12 protein-coding genes are annotated in these 14,820 nt (G+C 70.9%); 6 read left to right on the top strand and 6 right to left on the bottom strand.

What is annotated here, in order from left to right; translation table 11 throughout:
• Positions 1-184 precede the first annotated feature (184 nt).
• Entirely contained in the window at positions 185-2,743 is a 2,559-nt protein-coding gene (pepN, locus tag IE257_RS03425; protein WP_189964406.1) for an aminopeptidase N, read from the bottom strand.
• Between the two features lie 140 nt (positions 2,744-2,883).
• Between pepN and IE257_RS03420 the strand changes: the two genes are divergently transcribed.
• Positions 2,884-3,528, top strand: coding sequence for a mycothiol-dependent nitroreductase Rv2466c family protein (locus IE257_RS03420; RefSeq protein WP_189964404.1), 645 nt, complete (start codon positions 2,884-2,886; stop codon positions 3,526-3,528).
• Between the two features lie 136 nt (positions 3,529-3,664).
• Here the strand turns inward: IE257_RS03420 and IE257_RS03415 are convergent, their stop codons facing one another.
• Positions 3,665-4,321 carry a superoxide dismutase gene (locus tag IE257_RS03415; protein WP_189964402.1) on the bottom strand — a complete coding sequence of 219 codons (657 nt, stop codon included), beginning with the start codon at positions 4,319-4,321 and terminating at the stop codon, positions 3,665-3,667.
• 160 nt (positions 4,322-4,481) lie between these two features.
• Complete coding sequence (locus IE257_RS03410) at positions 4,482-5,897, bottom strand: amino acid permease (RefSeq protein ID WP_189964400.1); 1,416 nt, start codon at positions 5,895-5,897, stop codon at positions 4,482-4,484.
• Between the two features lie 148 nt (positions 5,898-6,045).
• Between IE257_RS03410 and IE257_RS03405 the strand changes: the two genes are divergently transcribed.
• Positions 6,046-6,828 (top strand): SDR family NAD(P)-dependent oxidoreductase, encoded by a 783-nt coding sequence (locus IE257_RS03405; protein WP_189964398.1) that lies wholly within the window; start codon positions 6,046-6,048, stop codon positions 6,826-6,828.
• Between the two features lie 54 nt (positions 6,829-6,882).
• On the opposite strand, the gene IE257_RS03400 is transcribed toward IE257_RS03405, so the two are convergent.
• Positions 6,883-8,280, bottom strand: coding sequence for an amino acid permease (locus IE257_RS03400; RefSeq protein ID WP_189964396.1), 1,398 nt, complete (start codon positions 8,278-8,280; stop codon positions 6,883-6,885).
• 285 nt (positions 8,281-8,565) lie between these two features.
• Between IE257_RS03400 and IE257_RS03395 the strand changes: the two genes are divergently transcribed.
• The gene (locus tag IE257_RS03395) at positions 8,566-9,150 is read left to right on the top strand and encodes a biotin transporter BioY (protein WP_189964394.1); all 585 of its coding nucleotides are present in this window, start codon (positions 8,566-8,568) and stop codon (positions 9,148-9,150) included.
• A gap of 75 nt (positions 9,151-9,225) precedes the next feature.
• Here IE257_RS03395 and IE257_RS03390 read toward each other — a convergent pair whose 3' ends face one another.
• Positions 9,226-10,659, bottom strand: coding sequence for an amino acid permease (locus tag IE257_RS03390; protein ID WP_189964392.1), 1,434 nt, complete (start codon positions 10,657-10,659; stop codon positions 9,226-9,228).
• A gap of 219 nt (positions 10,660-10,878) precedes the next feature.
• Here IE257_RS03390 and IE257_RS03385 point away from each other — a divergent pair, with 219 nt between their 5' ends.
• Both IE257_RS03385 and IE257_RS03380 read left to right on the top strand, forming a co-directional pair.
• Positions 10,879-11,364: a ribose-5-phosphate isomerase gene (locus IE257_RS03385; protein ID WP_189964390.1), complete on the top strand. Its 486-nt coding sequence runs from the start codon at positions 10,879-10,881 to the stop codon at positions 11,362-11,364.
• A 67-nt stretch (positions 11,365-11,431) separates the two neighbouring features.
• Positions 11,432-12,238 (top strand): Fpg/Nei family DNA glycosylase, encoded by an 807-nt coding sequence (locus IE257_RS03380; RefSeq protein ID WP_189964387.1) that lies wholly within the window; start codon positions 11,432-11,434, stop codon positions 12,236-12,238.
• A 10-nt stretch (positions 12,239-12,248) separates the two neighbouring features.
• Here the strand turns inward: IE257_RS03380 and IE257_RS03375 are convergent, their stop codons facing one another.
• On the bottom strand, positions 12,249-13,484 hold the full coding sequence (locus IE257_RS03375) for a GNAT family N-acetyltransferase (protein ID WP_189964385.1): 1,236 nt from the start codon (positions 13,482-13,484) through the stop codon (positions 12,249-12,251).
• A 117-nt stretch (positions 13,485-13,601) separates the two neighbouring features.
• Between IE257_RS03375 and IE257_RS03370 the strand changes: the two genes are divergently transcribed.
• Entirely contained in the window at positions 13,602-14,744 is a 1,143-nt protein-coding gene (locus tag IE257_RS03370) for a PP2C family protein-serine/threonine phosphatase (RefSeq protein ID WP_189964383.1), read from the top strand.
• The last annotated feature ends 76 nt before the right edge of the window (positions 14,745-14,820 follow it).

The raw sequence follows: 14,820 nt of genomic DNA, 5'->3' as shown, positions 1-14,820 counted from the left end.
TGCCGATGGGATGCGCCCGTACGGGCTACCGCCGCGCGGAGCTGCTCCCCGCCCCACCCTTCCTCCGTTCCCCGGGCTCTGCCCGGACCCGGTCCTCAAAACGCCGGACGGCTGCTGGAAGATCCAGCCTCGCCGGCGTTTGAGGCGCGGGGTCCGGGCAGAGCCCCGGCAACGGTGCCGCGGGCTAGTGACCCGCCGCCGCGTCGCACCGCTGCGCGGCAAGGGCCCGGGCCAGGTCGTCGCGGGACTCCAGCACCAGCCGGCGCAGCGCCGGAGCCGCATCCGCGTGGGCCGACAGCCAGGCGTCGGTGGCGTCCAGCGTGGCGGAGTCACCCTGCAGTGACGGGTACAGCCCCTTCACCACGTCCATGCCGATCTGGATCGACCGGTCCGCCCACACCCGTTCGATCACCTCGAAGTAGCGCCCCGCGTGGGCCGCCAGCAGGTCCCGCTGCGAGGGCTGCTGCATGCCCGCGATCGTCGCCTCCACCAGCGCGTTGGACAGCGCGTCCGACTCGACCACCGCAGCCCACGCCTGGTCCTTCACCGCCTGCGAGGGCCGCGCCGCCAGGCACCGCACCTGGTGCCGCTTGCCCGAGGCCGTGTCGTCGCGCGCCAGTTCGGCGGCGAGCACCCCCTCGTCCACCGCCCCGTGCGCAGCCAGCGGCAGCAGGAAGTCCCAGCGCAGTTCCTGGTCCACGTCCAGCCCGTCGATCCGCGCCGACCCCTCCAGCAGCCCCAGCAGCAACTGGAAGTCGCCCTCGGTCGCCGCGCTCGCAGCGAAGAAGCGGGCCCAGGTCAGCTGGTGCTCCGACCCCGGTGCAGCGACCCGCAGTTCGTGCAGCGCGCCCGCCGCCAGCTCCCGGCCGCCCTGCTCGCGCCAGTCCGGGGCCGCGTAGTGGGTGACCGAGGACAGCGCCTGCGCGTGCAGCATCTGCAGGACGCCGACGTCCGTCTCCCGGCCCGCGTGCGCCAGTACCAGCGAGACGAAGTCACGCGCCGGCATCAGGCCGTCGCGCGTCAGGTTCCACAGCGCCGACCAGCTCAGCGCCCGCGCGAGCGGGTCCGTCAGGTCGCCGAGGTGGGCCCGCAGGGTGTCCAGGGAGCCTTCGTCGAAGCGGATCTTGCAGTAGGTGAGGTCCTCGTCGTTGACCAGGACCAGGTCGGGCCGCTCCGTGCCCGCCAGCTCCGCGACGACCGTCCGCGCGCCCGACACGTCCGCGTCGGCACGGGCATAGCGGACCAGGGATCCGTCGGACTCCAGCCGGTACAGGCCCACCGCGACCCGGTGCGGGCGCAGCTCTTCGCCCTCCTGCACGACGGCCAGTTCCGTCACGCGGCCGCCCGCGTCGTAGGTGATCACCGGCGTCAGGGCGTTCACCCCGGCGGTCTGCAGCCAGGCCCGCGACCACTTGGCCATGTCCCGCCCGGAGACCTCGGCGAGCACCGACAACAGGTCGTCCAGGGTCGTGTTCCCGTAGGCGTTGGCCTTGAAGTAGCGCCGTGCGCCCTCCAGGAAGGCCTCCCGGCCCACGTAGGCGACCAGCTGCTTGAGCACCGCCGCGCCCTTGGCGTAGGTGATGCCGTCGAAGTTCAGCTTGGCGTCCTCCAGGTCACGGATGTCGGCCGTGATCGGGTGCGTGGACGGCAGCTGGTCGGCGCGGTAGGCCCACGCCTTGCGGTTGTTGGCGAAGGTGACCCACGCCTGCTCGAAGCGGGTGGCCTCGACCAGCCCGAAGGAGCCCATGAAGTCGGCGAAGGACTCCTTCAGCCACAGGTCGTCCCACCACTTCATGGTGACCAGGTCGCCGAACCACATGTGCGCCATCTCGTGCAGGATGACGTTCGCGCGCCGCTCGTACGAGGCCTGCGTGACCTTGCCGCGGAAGATGTACTCCTCGCGGAAGGTCACCAGCCCCGGGTTCTCCATCGCGCCCAGGTTGTACTCCGGCACGAAGGCCTGGTCGTACTTGCCGAAGGGGTACGGGTAGTCGAAGAGCTCGTGGAACAGGTCGAAGCCCTGCTTGGTGACGAGGAAGACGTCGTCCGCGTCGAAGTGCTTCGCCAGCCCCTTGCGGCACATCGCGCCCAGCGGGATGGTCAGGTCCCCGCGGGTGTAGGAGTCCGTCACGTAGTGGTAGGGGCCCGCGACCACGCACGTGATGTACGTGGAGATGGGGGCGGTCTCGGCGAACCGCCACACGCCCGCCTCGCGGGACTCCTCCGCGCCGTTGCTCCACACCTGCCAGCCCTCGGGGGCCGTCACCTCGAAGCGGTACGGGGCCTTGAGGTCGGGCTGCTCGAAGTTCGCGTACACCCGCCGCGCGTCGGCCGGCTCGTACTGGGTGTAGAGGTAGACCTCGCCGTCCTCCGGGTCGACGAAGCGGTGCAGGCCCTCGCCCGTCCGGCTGTACGCGCAGTTCGCGTCCACCACGAGGACGTTCTCGGCGGCCAGGCCGTCGAGGGCGACCCGGGCGCCGTCGAAGACCGCGGCCACGTCCAGCGCGCGCCCGTTCAGGGTCACGGCGTTCACCGAAGGGGCGATCAGGTCCGCGAAGGTGGAGGAGCCGGCGGCCGCCGCCCGGAAGCGGATCGTCGTCACCGAGCGGAAGGTCCGCGGACCCTCTTCCGGTTCGGCCTCGTCCACCGCGGACGTGATGTCGAGGACCACCTCGTACCCGTCGACGGACAGCAGCTCGGCCCGCTCGCGGGCCTCCTCGCGGGACAGATTCTCTCCGGGCACGTGCACTCCTTCGTGCGTGATCGCGTTCTTGGGTCGAATCCTCGCACGAGGGAATGCGCGCCACTCGGTACTGGTTGCTGACGGGGAACGTGAGCTCAGCGATGCCCTTTTTGCGACCCATGCCGAGACTGAGGAGAGAAATGACCGACACCCAGGTGCGCGAGAAGACCCCGGTCGACTTCTGGTTCGACCCGCTCTGCCCTTGGGCCTGGATGACGTCCCGCTGGATGGTCGAGGTCGAGAAGGTCCGCGACGTCGAGGTCCGCTGGCACGTGATGAGCCTCGCGGTGCTCAACGAGAACAAGCTCGACGAGCTGCCCGAGGTCTACCGCGAGCTCCTCGGCCCCAAGGGCTGGGCCCCCGTGCGCGTGGTCATAGCGGCCCAGCAGAAGCACGGTGAGGAAGTCACCGGCAAGCTCTACACCGCGCTCGGCACCCGCATACACAACGACGAGAAGGGCCCGACCCGCGAGGTGATCGCGGAGGCGCTGGCCGAGGTCGGCCTGCCGGCCGAGCTGCTCGCGTACGCCGACTCGGACGAGTACGACGAGGTGCTGCGGGCCTCGCACAACGACGGCATCGACCGGGTGGGCCAGGAGGTCGGCACCCCGGTGATCTCGGTACCGGGCTCCGAGGGCGACGTCGCCTTCTTCGGCCCGGTGGTCACCCCGACCCCGCGCGGCGAGGCCGCCGCCCGGCTGTGGGACGGCACCCTGCTGGTCGCCTCCACGCCCGGCTTCTACGAGATCAAGCGCACCCGTACCAAGGGCCCGTCCTTCGAGTAGGACCCGCCGCGCCCCGCGGGCGCACCGCACAGAAGACCCCCGTGAGTCACGTCCTCACGGGGGTCTTCCGTTCAACACGCCCGCAGGTGAAGGCTGAGAAGACGATCACGAGGCGGACGGGCTTGTGGTGGTGCGATCAGCCCTTGGCGGGGATCAGCAGCGGGGTGTTCGCCTTGGCGTCGGCGTAGCGCCCGGACACGTCCTGCCAGTTGACGACGTTCCACATGGCTTCGATGAAGTCCACCTTCTGGTTCTTGTACTGAAGGTAGAAGGCGTGCTCCCAGGCGTCGAAGACCAGGATCGGGGTGCTGGCCACGCCCACGTTGCCCTGGTGGTCGTAGACCTGCTCGACGACCAGGCGGCCGCTGACGGGCTCGTACGCGAGCACGCCCCAGCCGGAGCCCTGGGTGGCGGAGGAGGCGAAGGTCAGCTGCTTCTTGAACTTCGCGAAGGAGCCGAAGGACTCGGTGATCGCGTCGGCCAGGTCGCCCAGGCCGTCGGCCGCGGTGGGCTCGCCGCCGCCCTCGCCGGTCTTCGGGCTGGCCATGTTGTGCCAGTAGATGCTGTGCAGGATGTGGCCGGAGAGGTGGAACGCGAGGTTCTTCTCCAGGCCGTTGAGGGCGCCCCAGTTCTCCTTGTCGCGCGCCTCTGCCAGCTGCTCCAGCGTGTTGTTGGCGCCCGTGACGTAGGCCGCGTGGTGCTTGTCGTGGTGCAGCTCGATGATCTGCGGGTTGATCACCGGCTCCAGCGCCGCGTAGTCGTACGGAAGCTCAGGAAGCGTGTAGATGGCCATGCGTGTTATCCGGTCCCCTCGGCGTGCCAACTGCTTATTGCAATCAATGCGCAACTGCACGCTAGCAGTATCTATTCCGCGTCACATGTAAGGGTTACCTCTGTGCAACGCAGGTGGGCCCCGTGCGAACGCACGGGGCCCACCTGCGGTTGAGGGGTTGTCAGCGGGCGGCGGCCGCCCGACGCTGCGCCGCGCGGTTCTGCACGACCCAGCCGGTCGCCGCGAGGGCGAGGGTGAGCCCGCCGGTGAAGACGACCTGGACCCGCGTGTCCTCGCCCAGGGCCATCAGCACCAGGACCCCGGCCACCCCGGCCAGCGCCACCCAGGTCAGATACGGGAAGCCCCACATCTTCACGACCAGCTTCTCGGGGGCCTCGCGCTCCAGCCTGCGGCGCAGCACGAGCTGCGAGACGGCGATGAAGCCCCAGACGATCAGGATGACCCCGCCGACCATGTTCAGCAGCCAGGCGAAGAGGGTGTCCGGGTACCAGTAGGACAGCAGCACGGTGACGAAGCCGAAGCCGCAGGAGGCGAGCACCGCCCGGCGCGGCACGCGGCCGGTGACCTTGCCCAGCGCCTTCGGGCCCTGGCCGCGGGAGACGAGGGAGTAGGCCATGCGCGAGGAGCCGTAGATGTTGGCGTTCATCGCGGACATCAGGGCGATCAGGATGACCACGTTCATGATCTCGCCGGCGGCCGGGATGCCCAGGCGGTCGAGGGTGGCGGCGTACGGGCCGTCCGCCGTGACCGCCGGGTCGTTCCACGGCAGGAGCGTGACGATCACCAGCATGGAGCCCACGTAGACGATCGCGATCCGCCACATGGTGGTGCGCACGGCCTTGGCCACGCCCCGGACCGGGTTCTCGGACTCGGCGGCCGCGATGGTCACCGTCTCCAGGCCACCGTAGGCGACGACCGAGGCCAGCAGTCCGACCAGCAGGCCGTCCACGCCGTGGGGCAGGAATCCGCCGTCGTGCAGCAGATTGGCGGCGCCGGGGGAGTCGGTGCCGGGCAGCAGGCCGAGCACGGCCAGGACGCCCAGGCCCAGGAAGAGGGCGATCGCGCCGATCTTGAGGGCGGCGAACCAGAACTCGAACTCGCCGAAGTTCGACACGGCGGCGAGGTTCGAGCCGCAGAACACCGCCATGAAGACCAGCACCCACATCCAGGAGGGGGTGCCCGGGAACCAGCCGGTCATGATGTGCGCCGCGCCGATGGCCTCGATGGCCACGCCCACGCACAACAGGGTCCAGAACATCCAGCCGGCGGTGAATCCGGCCCACGGGCCGATCGCCCGCTCCGCGTGGACGGAGAAGGAACCGGAGGCGGGGTCGGCGGCGGACATCTCGCCGAGCATCCGCATCACGAACATCACGAGCAGTCCGGAGGCGGCGTACGCGAACACGATCGAGGGACCGGCCGCGGCGATGCCGGCTCCGGAGCCGACGAAGAGCCCGGCGCCGATGACACCGCCGAGGGCGATCATCGAGAGGTGGCGCTGCTTGAGTCCGTTGCCGAGGGGTGATCCGGCTCCGGTCTGCGGTGCTTCGGGGGGTGTCAGGGTGCTCTGGCTCATTTGCGCCAGTCTGCCGAGTGTCCGATCACCGGACGTTTGCTGTCCGATATTCGGACGATGGCTTCACGGTTCGTGATCACGCCCGTACGCTCACGACGACGTCGCAGCCACCGGATGCGGCGAACGCACCGGATCGAGGGGGCAGTCGATGGGCCGGACCGTGACAGGACTTCGCAGCACCGGCCGGGGCGTACTCGTCACCGGCGCCTCCCGGGGGATCGGCCGGGCGATCGCGGCCGCCTTCGCCGGGCAGGGCGACCGGGTCGCCGTCCACTGCTCCACCCGGCGGGCCGACGCGGAGGAGACCCTCGCCTCGCTGGAGGGGGAGGGCCACGTACTGGTCGCCGCGGACCTCGGTGACCCGGCCCGCGTCGAGGCCCTGGCGGCCGAGGCGGAGGAGGCGCTCGGCGGCGTGGACGTCCTGGTCAACAATGCCGCAGTCATGGTCGCCCACCCGCTGCCGGACACCTCGTACGAGGGCTGGCAGGAGGCCTGGCGGCGGACCGCCGACGTGAACCTCTTCGGCTCCGCCAACCTGAGCTACTGCGTCGCGCGCCGCATGATCGAAGCGGGACGCGAGGGACGCATCGTCAACATCGGCTCGCGCGGCGCCTTCCGGGGCGAGCCCGACCACCCCGCCTACGGCGCGACCAAGGCCGCGATCCATGCCCTGGGCCAGTCCCTCGCCGTGTCCCTCGCCCCGCACGGCATCGCCGTCGCCTCCGTCGCACCCGGCTTCGTCGCCACCGAGCGGGTCGCCGGCCGGCTGGAGGGGCCCGAGGGCGCCGGCATCCGGGCGCAGAGCCCCTTCGGCCGCGTCGCGGACCCGGAAGAGATCGCCTCCGCCGTGCTCTACCTGGCCTCCCCCGAGGCTGCCTGGAGCTCGGGCACGGTCCTCGACGTCAACGGGGCCTCGTACCTGCGCACCTGAGACGCGCGGGCCCCGCGCGCCACGGCGCGCAGGGCCCGCACCTCACGTCCCTCGTCAGGCCCTGCGGGCCCGCAGCTCCCGTATCCCCGCCACGGCCAGCACCAGCGCGGCCGCGCCCGTGGACCACAGCAGCTGGGGCCGCGCCGAGTCGTCGAACAGCATCAGGACCAGCACCGCCGCCATCCCGAGCAGCGCCACCCAGGTCGCGTACGGGAACAGCCACATCGGCAGGGTCAGCCGCTCGGGCATGTCCCGCTCGATCCGGCGGCGCAGCTTCAGCTGCGACACGGCGATCAGCGCCCACACGAACAGCAGCACCGCGCCGACCGCGTTGAGCATGTAGAGGAAGATCGTGTCCGGCCACAGCAGGTTGAGCACCACCGACACGAAGCCGAAGGCCACCGAGGCGAACACGGCCCGGCGCGGTACCCCGCCGCCCGAGACCCGCAGCAGCGACCTGGGCGCCTCACCGCGCTCGGCCAGCGAGAAGACCATGCGCGAGGACCCGTAGAGGTTCGCGTTGAGCGCCGACAGCAGCGCCACGAACACCACGATGTTCATGATCTGGCCGGCCGCCGGGATGCCGATCGAGTCGAGGACCGCGACGTACGGGCTCTCGCCCGGCTTCAGCGAGTCCCACGGCAGCAGGGTCACGATGACCACCATCGAGCCCACGTAGAAGAAGAGGATGCGCCAGACCGCGCTGCGCACCGCCCGGGACACCGACCGCGCCGGGTCGTCCGACTCGGCGGCCGCGATGGTGACGACCTCCAGGCCGCCGAAGGCGAAGATGACCGCGAGCATGCCGGCGACCACTCCGCCGAAGCCCTCGGGGAAGAAGCCGCCCCGGCCGGTGAGGTTGGCCGTGCCGATCGGCTCCGTGTCCGGGAGCAGGCCGAAGATCGCGAGGGTGCCGAGGATCAGGAAGAGCACGATCGCGCCGACCTTCAGGGCGGCGAACCAGAACTCGAACTCGCCGAAGTTCTTCACGGCGGCCAGGTTGCTCACCGTGAAGACCACCATGAAGAGCAGGACCCAGACCCACTGGTCGACCGAGGGCACCCAGCCATTCGCGATCTTCGCTGCGCCGGTTGCCTCCACCGCGAGCACCACGACCAGCAGGAACCAGTACAGCCAGCCCGCCGAGAAGCCGGCCCAGCGGCCGAGCGCCCGCTCCGCGTAGACGGAGAAGGAACCCGAGGCGGGCATCGCGGCCGACATCTCGCCCAGCGCCCGCATCACCAGCATCGCGAGGACGCCCGCGAGCAGGTAGGAGCAGATGATCGCGGGACCGGCGATGCCGATGCCGGCTCCGGAGCCGACGAAGAGCCCGGCGCCGATGACGCCGCCGAGGCCCAGCATGGTCAGGTGGCGCTGCTTGAGGCTGTGGCTGAGGGGTTCCGCGGGCAGGTCGCCCGTCGTGGGAGGTGCTGCTTCCAGGCGCTCGCGCATGAAGGGTGCTCGTACTCTCGTTCGGCCCAGCGGCGGTAGGGGTTCCGCATCAGGATTGGCGGGACCCTACAGTCTCGCTGAGCGGCGGGCGTCCGTGCAAAACGGACGTGTTGTCTGATCTTCCTCGTGACGAGGATCACGTCGACTCGGGCGTGTGGCGCAGGCTTTGTGGTATCCCCACCAAAGCGGGGAGGCGGGCTTTGTTCCGGGCAGCGCTGGGGCAGTGGGGGAGCGCGCACTAGCGTCGGTGATCGTCCTGCCACCCCCACCCCGTGGAGTCCCCCGATGAGCACTGCCTCCGTCTCCCTCCGGCCCGGCGCCGTCCTCGCCGACCTGCTGCCCGCGAGCCGCGTCCGCGACATCGCGCTCGTCGTCGGCGGCGCGGCGCTCACCGGACTGGCCGCCCAGGTCGCGGTTCCCGTGCCCGGCTCCCCGGTCCCCGTGACGGGCCAGACCTTCGCCGCGCTGCTCGTCGGTACCGCTTTCGGTGCCCGCCGCGGCTTCCTCTCGCTGGCGCTGTACGCCCTCGTCGGCATGGCCGGCGTACCGTGGTTCGCGGGCGGGACCTCCGGCGCGGGCGGCGCTTCCTTCGGGTACGTCCTCGGGATGCTGCTGGCCGCCACCGTCGTCGGCGCCCTCGCGCGGCGCGGCGGCGACCGCTCGGTGCTGCGTACGGCCGGCTCGATGGCGGTGGGCTCCGCCGTGATCTACGCGGTGGGCGTGCCCTACCTGATGGCCGTCACCGGGATGTCCCTCGGTGCTGCGGTCGCCGCGGGCCTGGTCCCCTTCCTGATCGGCGACGCCGTCAAGGCCGCGCTGGCCATGGGCGCCCTGCCGGCCGCCTGGAAGCTGGTCGGCCGCCGCGGCTGAGCGGCCCCCGAAACGCACCGGAGCCCGGCCCGCCTTGTGAAGGCGGGCCGGGCTCCGGCGTACGTGCATGTGCGATCAGCCCTGCAGGGCCCGCTTGCGGCGGAAGTCCAGGACCACACCGACGAGCACGACCGCGCCGGCGACCAGGGTGGACAGGGTCACGACCTCGCGGTTTGCGTCGTCCACGAACATGTAGCCGATCACGAACATGATCAGTGCGGCGGTGGCCCAGGTCAGCCACGGGAACAGCCACATCTTCACGGTCAGCTTCTCCGGGGCCTCGCGGACCAGGATCCCGCGCATCTTCAGCTGGGTGAAGCAGATCACCAGCCAGACGAAGAGCGCGATGGCACCCGAGGAGTTGAGGAGGAAGTTGAAGACCGTGTCCTTGAAGGCGTAGTTGAAGTAGACGGCGACGAAGCCGAAGACCGTGGAGCCCAGGATCGCGGCGACCGGCACACCGTTCTTGTTGACCTTGGCGAACGCCTTGGGGGCGTCACCGCGCTCACCGAGCGAGAAGGCCATGCGGGAGGCGGTGTAGAGGCCGGAGTTCAGGCAGGACAGCACGGCGGTCAGGACGATGACCTCCATGATCGTGCCGGCGTGCGCGATGCCGATCGAGTCCAGGGCGGCGACGTACGAGCCCTTCTCGGTGATCGACTTGTCGTTCCACGGGAGCAGGGTCAGCACGATGAAGATCGAGCCCAGGTAGAAGACGCCGATCCGCCAGATGACGGAGTTGGTGGCCCGGGTGACCGCCTTGCGGGGGTTCTCCGACTCGCCGGCCGCCAGGGTGACGATCTCGCTGCCCATGAAGGAGAAGACGACCATCAGCACACCGGTGAGGACCGCGCCGTAGCCGTTGGGGAAGAACCCGCCGGCGTCGGTGAGGTGCGCGAAGCCCGAGCCGGGGTTGTCCGAGCCCGGCAGCACGCCGAAGACGGCCAGCATGCCGACGATCACGAACGCGCCGATGGCGACGACCTTGATGCCCGCGAACCAGAACTCGAACTCGCCGTAGGAGGCGACCGAGCCGAGGTTGGTGGCGGTCAGCACCGCCATCACGATCAGCGCCCAGGCCCACTGCGGAACGGCCGGGATCCAGCTCTCCAGGATGGCGGCACCGGCGGTGGCCTCGACGGCGAGGACGACGACCCAGAAGAACCAGTAGAGCCAGCCGATGGAGAAGCCGGCCCAGCGGCCGAGCGCGCGGTCGGCGTAGGCCGAGAAGGAGCCCGAGTTCGGGCTCGCGGCAGCCATCTCGCCGAGCATCCGCATCACGAAGACGACCATCGCGCCGACCAGCGCGTAGGAGATCAGGATGGCGGGTCCGGCCTTGGCGATGCCGCCGCCGGAGCCGACGAACAGACCGGCGCCGATGACGCCGCCAATGGCGATCATGGACAGGTGGCGGTTCTTGAGACCGGCCTTCAGACCGTCGGAGGGCTGACCGTCCCCGGGGTTCCCGGTGGGGTCGCCTTCCTTCTGAAGGGTCGTCGTGGAGCTCATGGACGGATCCTTAGGTTCTCGGGTTGCGAGCCCCGGCATTCAAACCTGAGATGAACGCAGGGCGGAAGACCTCAGTCCGGATCGTTGCCTTAGGGCGAACGTCCAGGACCAGAGCCCTCCCGTGTCCCATCTGCGTTCTTTGGGTTTACTTGAGCTTTAGAAGTGATTTACGCGACACCCGCTGCGGGCTGTCGGACGTCCTCGTGCCACACTCGTCCCATGCGCGTGTACCTCGGATCCGACCATGCCGGCTTTGAGCTCAAGAACCACCTGGTGGACTGGCTCAAGAACAACGGCCACGAGCCCGTCGACTGTGGGCCCCACATCTACGACGCGGTGGACGACTACCCGCCGTTCTGCCTCCGCGCCGCGGAGAAGACCGCCGCCGACGCCGGCAGCCTCGGCATCGTGATCGGCGGCTCCGGCAACGGGGAGCAGATCGCCGCGAACAAGGTCAAGGGCGTCCGCGCCATCCTGGCCTGGAGCGTCCAGACCGCCCAGCTCGGCCGTGAGCACAACAACGCCAACGTCATCTCCGTCGGCGGACGCATGCACACGCAGGACGAGGCCGTCAGCTTCATCGAGGCCTTCCTGGCGACCCCGTACTCCGACGAGGAGCGCCACACCCGCCGCATCGAGATGCTCTCGGCCTACGAGACCACCGGCGAGCTCCCCCAGATCCCGGCCCACCACCCGCAGGGCTGATTCCCCTTCCGGCCGTGCCGCCCCCCAGGGGCGGTACGGCCGGTTTCTCGTTAAGAGGAGCTTCGCCGTGCCCGAGGGGCATACGATCCACCGCCTCGCCCAGGACCACGCCGAGCGGTTCGCGGGCCGGCCGGTCCGCGTCAGCAGCCCCCAGGGCCGCTTCGAGCAGAGCGCGGCCGTACTCGACGGGCGCGAGCTCGACGGCGCCGAGGCGCACGGCAAGCACCTCTTCCTGGAACTCGGCGACGCCTGGATCCACATCCACCTCGGCCTGTTCGGCAAGCTCGGCTTCGGCCCCGCCCCGGCCCCGCCCGCCACGGACACCGTCCGGCTGCGCCTGCTGAACGAGGACCACTACGCGGACCTGCGCGGCCCCACCGCCTGCGCACTGATCGGCGAGGGCGAGAAGAAGGCGATACACGACCGGCTCGGCCCGGACCCGCTGCGCCCCGCCGACGACCCCGACCGGGCCTGGCAGCGGATCTCCCGCTCCCGCACCACCGTCGCCGCCCTGCTCATGGACCAGAAGGTGATCGCGGGCGTCGGCAACGTCTACCGCGCCGAGGTCCTCTTCCGTCACGGCATCGACCCGTACCGCCTGGGCAAGGACCTCACGCGCGGCGAATGGGACGCGATGTGGCTCGACCTCGCCGCCCTGATGCGCGAGGGCGTGCGCAACAACCGCATCGACACCGTCCGCGACGAGCACCTGCCCGAGGCGATGGGCCGGCCGCCGCGCGTCGACGACCACGGCGGCGAGGTGTACGTCTACCGGCGGGCGACCATGCCGTGCCACATCTGCGGCAGCGAGATCCGCACCGCAGACCTCGCCGCCCGCAACCTCTTCTGGTGCCCCGGCTGCCAGTACCGCTGACGCGGGTGGGTCAGAAGCCGTGCGGCAGCCAGGGCGCCACGTCCCCGGCGAAGGCCCGCGAGGTTTCCGTCAGCGCGCCGGGGCGCAGCTCCCGCACCAGGCCGGCCGCGGCCAGTGAGGTGAGGGTGATCCCGCCCAGGTACGCCGACCCCAGCTCCCGGACCGACAGCTCCAGGTCCGCCGGCTCCTCGGTCCGGGTGCAGCGGGCCACGCCCTTGGCGTCCACGACCAGCCGCCACCGCCCCTCGTTCCAGGGGCAGAACGCGTCCGTCACCGCCAGCACCACGTCCGCCGGCGCCCCGTACGTCCGCGCCTCCAGCGCCGCCGCCAGGTCCACCAGGCGTACGTGCAACGAGTCCCGGGTCCGCGGCCGCGACCGCCGGATGTCGCTCACCAGGTGCAGCAGCGGGTCGTCCACCGGCCGCCGCGGCGCCCGCACCGTCCAGGTCAGGTCGATCGAGAACAGGTAGCGCCACAGGGCCGCGCACGCCGCCGGGTCCAGCGCGTCGAGATCGCTCACCTCGACCCTGCCCTCCGAACCCGTCAGGTCCCAGTCGGGCTTGACCCGGTAGCGGGCGTACCCGACCACCTCGCCGTCCTCCCGCTCGGCGACCACGCACTTCAGCGGTGACGCGCCGCCGCGCATCGCGGGCGGGTCCAGCAGCGACTGGCGCTCCCAGCCCGGCTGCCGGGCCGGCATGCCCGGCCGGGTCGGCACCAGCGCCGCGTAGACCCGCTCGCAGTCGGCCAGCGACCGCTGCGGGTCCACGAGGCGCAGCCGTATCGCGTCCGTCCCCGGCGGCACGGACAGCCGTACGCGGGTCGTGTCGACCTCCACCGCCATGGCGTAGGAGGCCGGACCGTAGCCGAAGCGTCCGTAGATGGCCGGATCCGAGGCCGTCAGCACGGCCAGCGGTTCGCCACCCGCCCGGATGTCGTCGAGCTGGCGGCGCATCAAAGAGGTCAGCACCCCGCGCCGGCGGTGGACGGGGGAGACACCCACCATCGTGACGCCGGCTGCCGGGACGAGCGCCCCGCCCGGCACGGACAGCCGGAAGGTGAAGGCGCCGGCCGAGCCCACGCACGCGTCACCGTCCCAGACGCCGAGCGAACGGTCGACATCGGTCAGCGACTTGTACAGCTCGCGTTCCTCGGGGGAGTCGGGCACACCACCGAACGCCAGTTCCAGGTGGTCGTACCAGACATCCCACTCATCCGCCTGTAATACACGCATCTCAAGAGCCATACGGCCATCCCTATCAGGGCATTCCGCCCCAGTCGATCTGTTTTCGGTCCGGTCCGGGCCCCCGGTCCGGGGGTACCCCTGCGCATCCACAGCCAGGATGGATAAGGTCCCGAAGCAATGGCCGGAGCACGCGTGGAATCCCTCATGGCCCGGATGCGCATGCTGTCGCACCGGGGCCGCACCGCCCTGCGCAAATCAGCCGTCGACTACTTCCGCGGCGACGCCTCCGACTGGCTCGCCTTCGGCGGACTGCTGCTCACCGTCCCCGCCATCGCCTGCGGCACGCTGATGCTGCCTGTCTGGTTCTCGCCGTCGGCGCTCGTCCTGCCGATCGTCGCCGGCGGACTGCTGCTGCGCCCCGCCAGCCTCCTCGCCCTGTACGCCGCCTCCGCGACCGCACTGATCGTCGAGGCCCTCGTACTGGGCCCGTATACCCAGGGCCCGGCGCGCGTCACCCCCGGCACCGTGCTGGTGGTCGCCGCCTGCGGGTTCTTCGGGCTGGTCATCGCCCAGTTCCGCAGCCGCGTCGGGGTGCCCTGGCGGCGCGGCGGCACCATGCTCTTCGACCTGCGCGAACGCATCCGCGTCCAGAGCAAGCTGCCCGCCCTGCCGCGCGGCTGGCACCGCGAGATGGCCCTGCGCCCGGCCGGCGGCCAGTCCTTCTCCGGCGACTTCGTCGTCGCGGCCCGCACCAACGGCGGCCGGACCCTGGAGATCGTGCTGACCGACGTCTCCGGCAAGGGCATGGAGGCGGGCTCCCGCGCCCTGCTCCTGTCCGGCGCCTTCGGCGGCCTGCTCGGCGCCCTGCCCGCGCACGGCTTCCTGCCCGCCGCCAACGGCTACCTCCTCCGCCAGGACTGGGACGAGGGCTTCGCCACCTCCATCCACCTCGTCCTGGACCTGGAGACCGGCGACTACGAACTCCTCTCGGCCGGCCACCTCCCCGCCCTCCAGCTCTGCGCGGGAACCGGCCGCTGGCAGGAGAAGACCGGCGAGGGCCCGCTCCTCGGCGTCTACGACGGAGCCGAATTCACCCCTGCCCGCGGCAACCTGCGCCCCGGCGACGTACTGATGCTCTTCACCGACGGCCTGGTCGAGACCTCCGACCGCGAGATCAGCGAGGGCATCGACCGCCTCACCGGCGAGGCCGACCGCTACGTGGCCGCCGGCTGGGAGGGCGCCGCCTGGCACCTCATCGAAAAGGTCGCCAAGGACGTCAACGACGACCGCGCACTCCTGCTCATCCGCCGCTCCTCCTGAGCCCGGGCGGGGGCCGGCTGCCGGCACCGGCCCTCGAAGTCGCCCTCGTCGCAGTCCCAGTCCCAGTCGCAGTCGC

This window comes from Streptomyces avidinii, from assembly GCF_014650695.1.
In the GTDB taxonomy this organism is placed as follows: Bacteria; Actinomycetota; Actinomycetes; order Streptomycetales; family Streptomycetaceae; genus Streptomyces; species Streptomyces avidinii.
The sequence above is the reverse complement of the archived record's forward strand: the minus strand, read 5'-3'. Positions and strand labels throughout refer to the sequence as shown.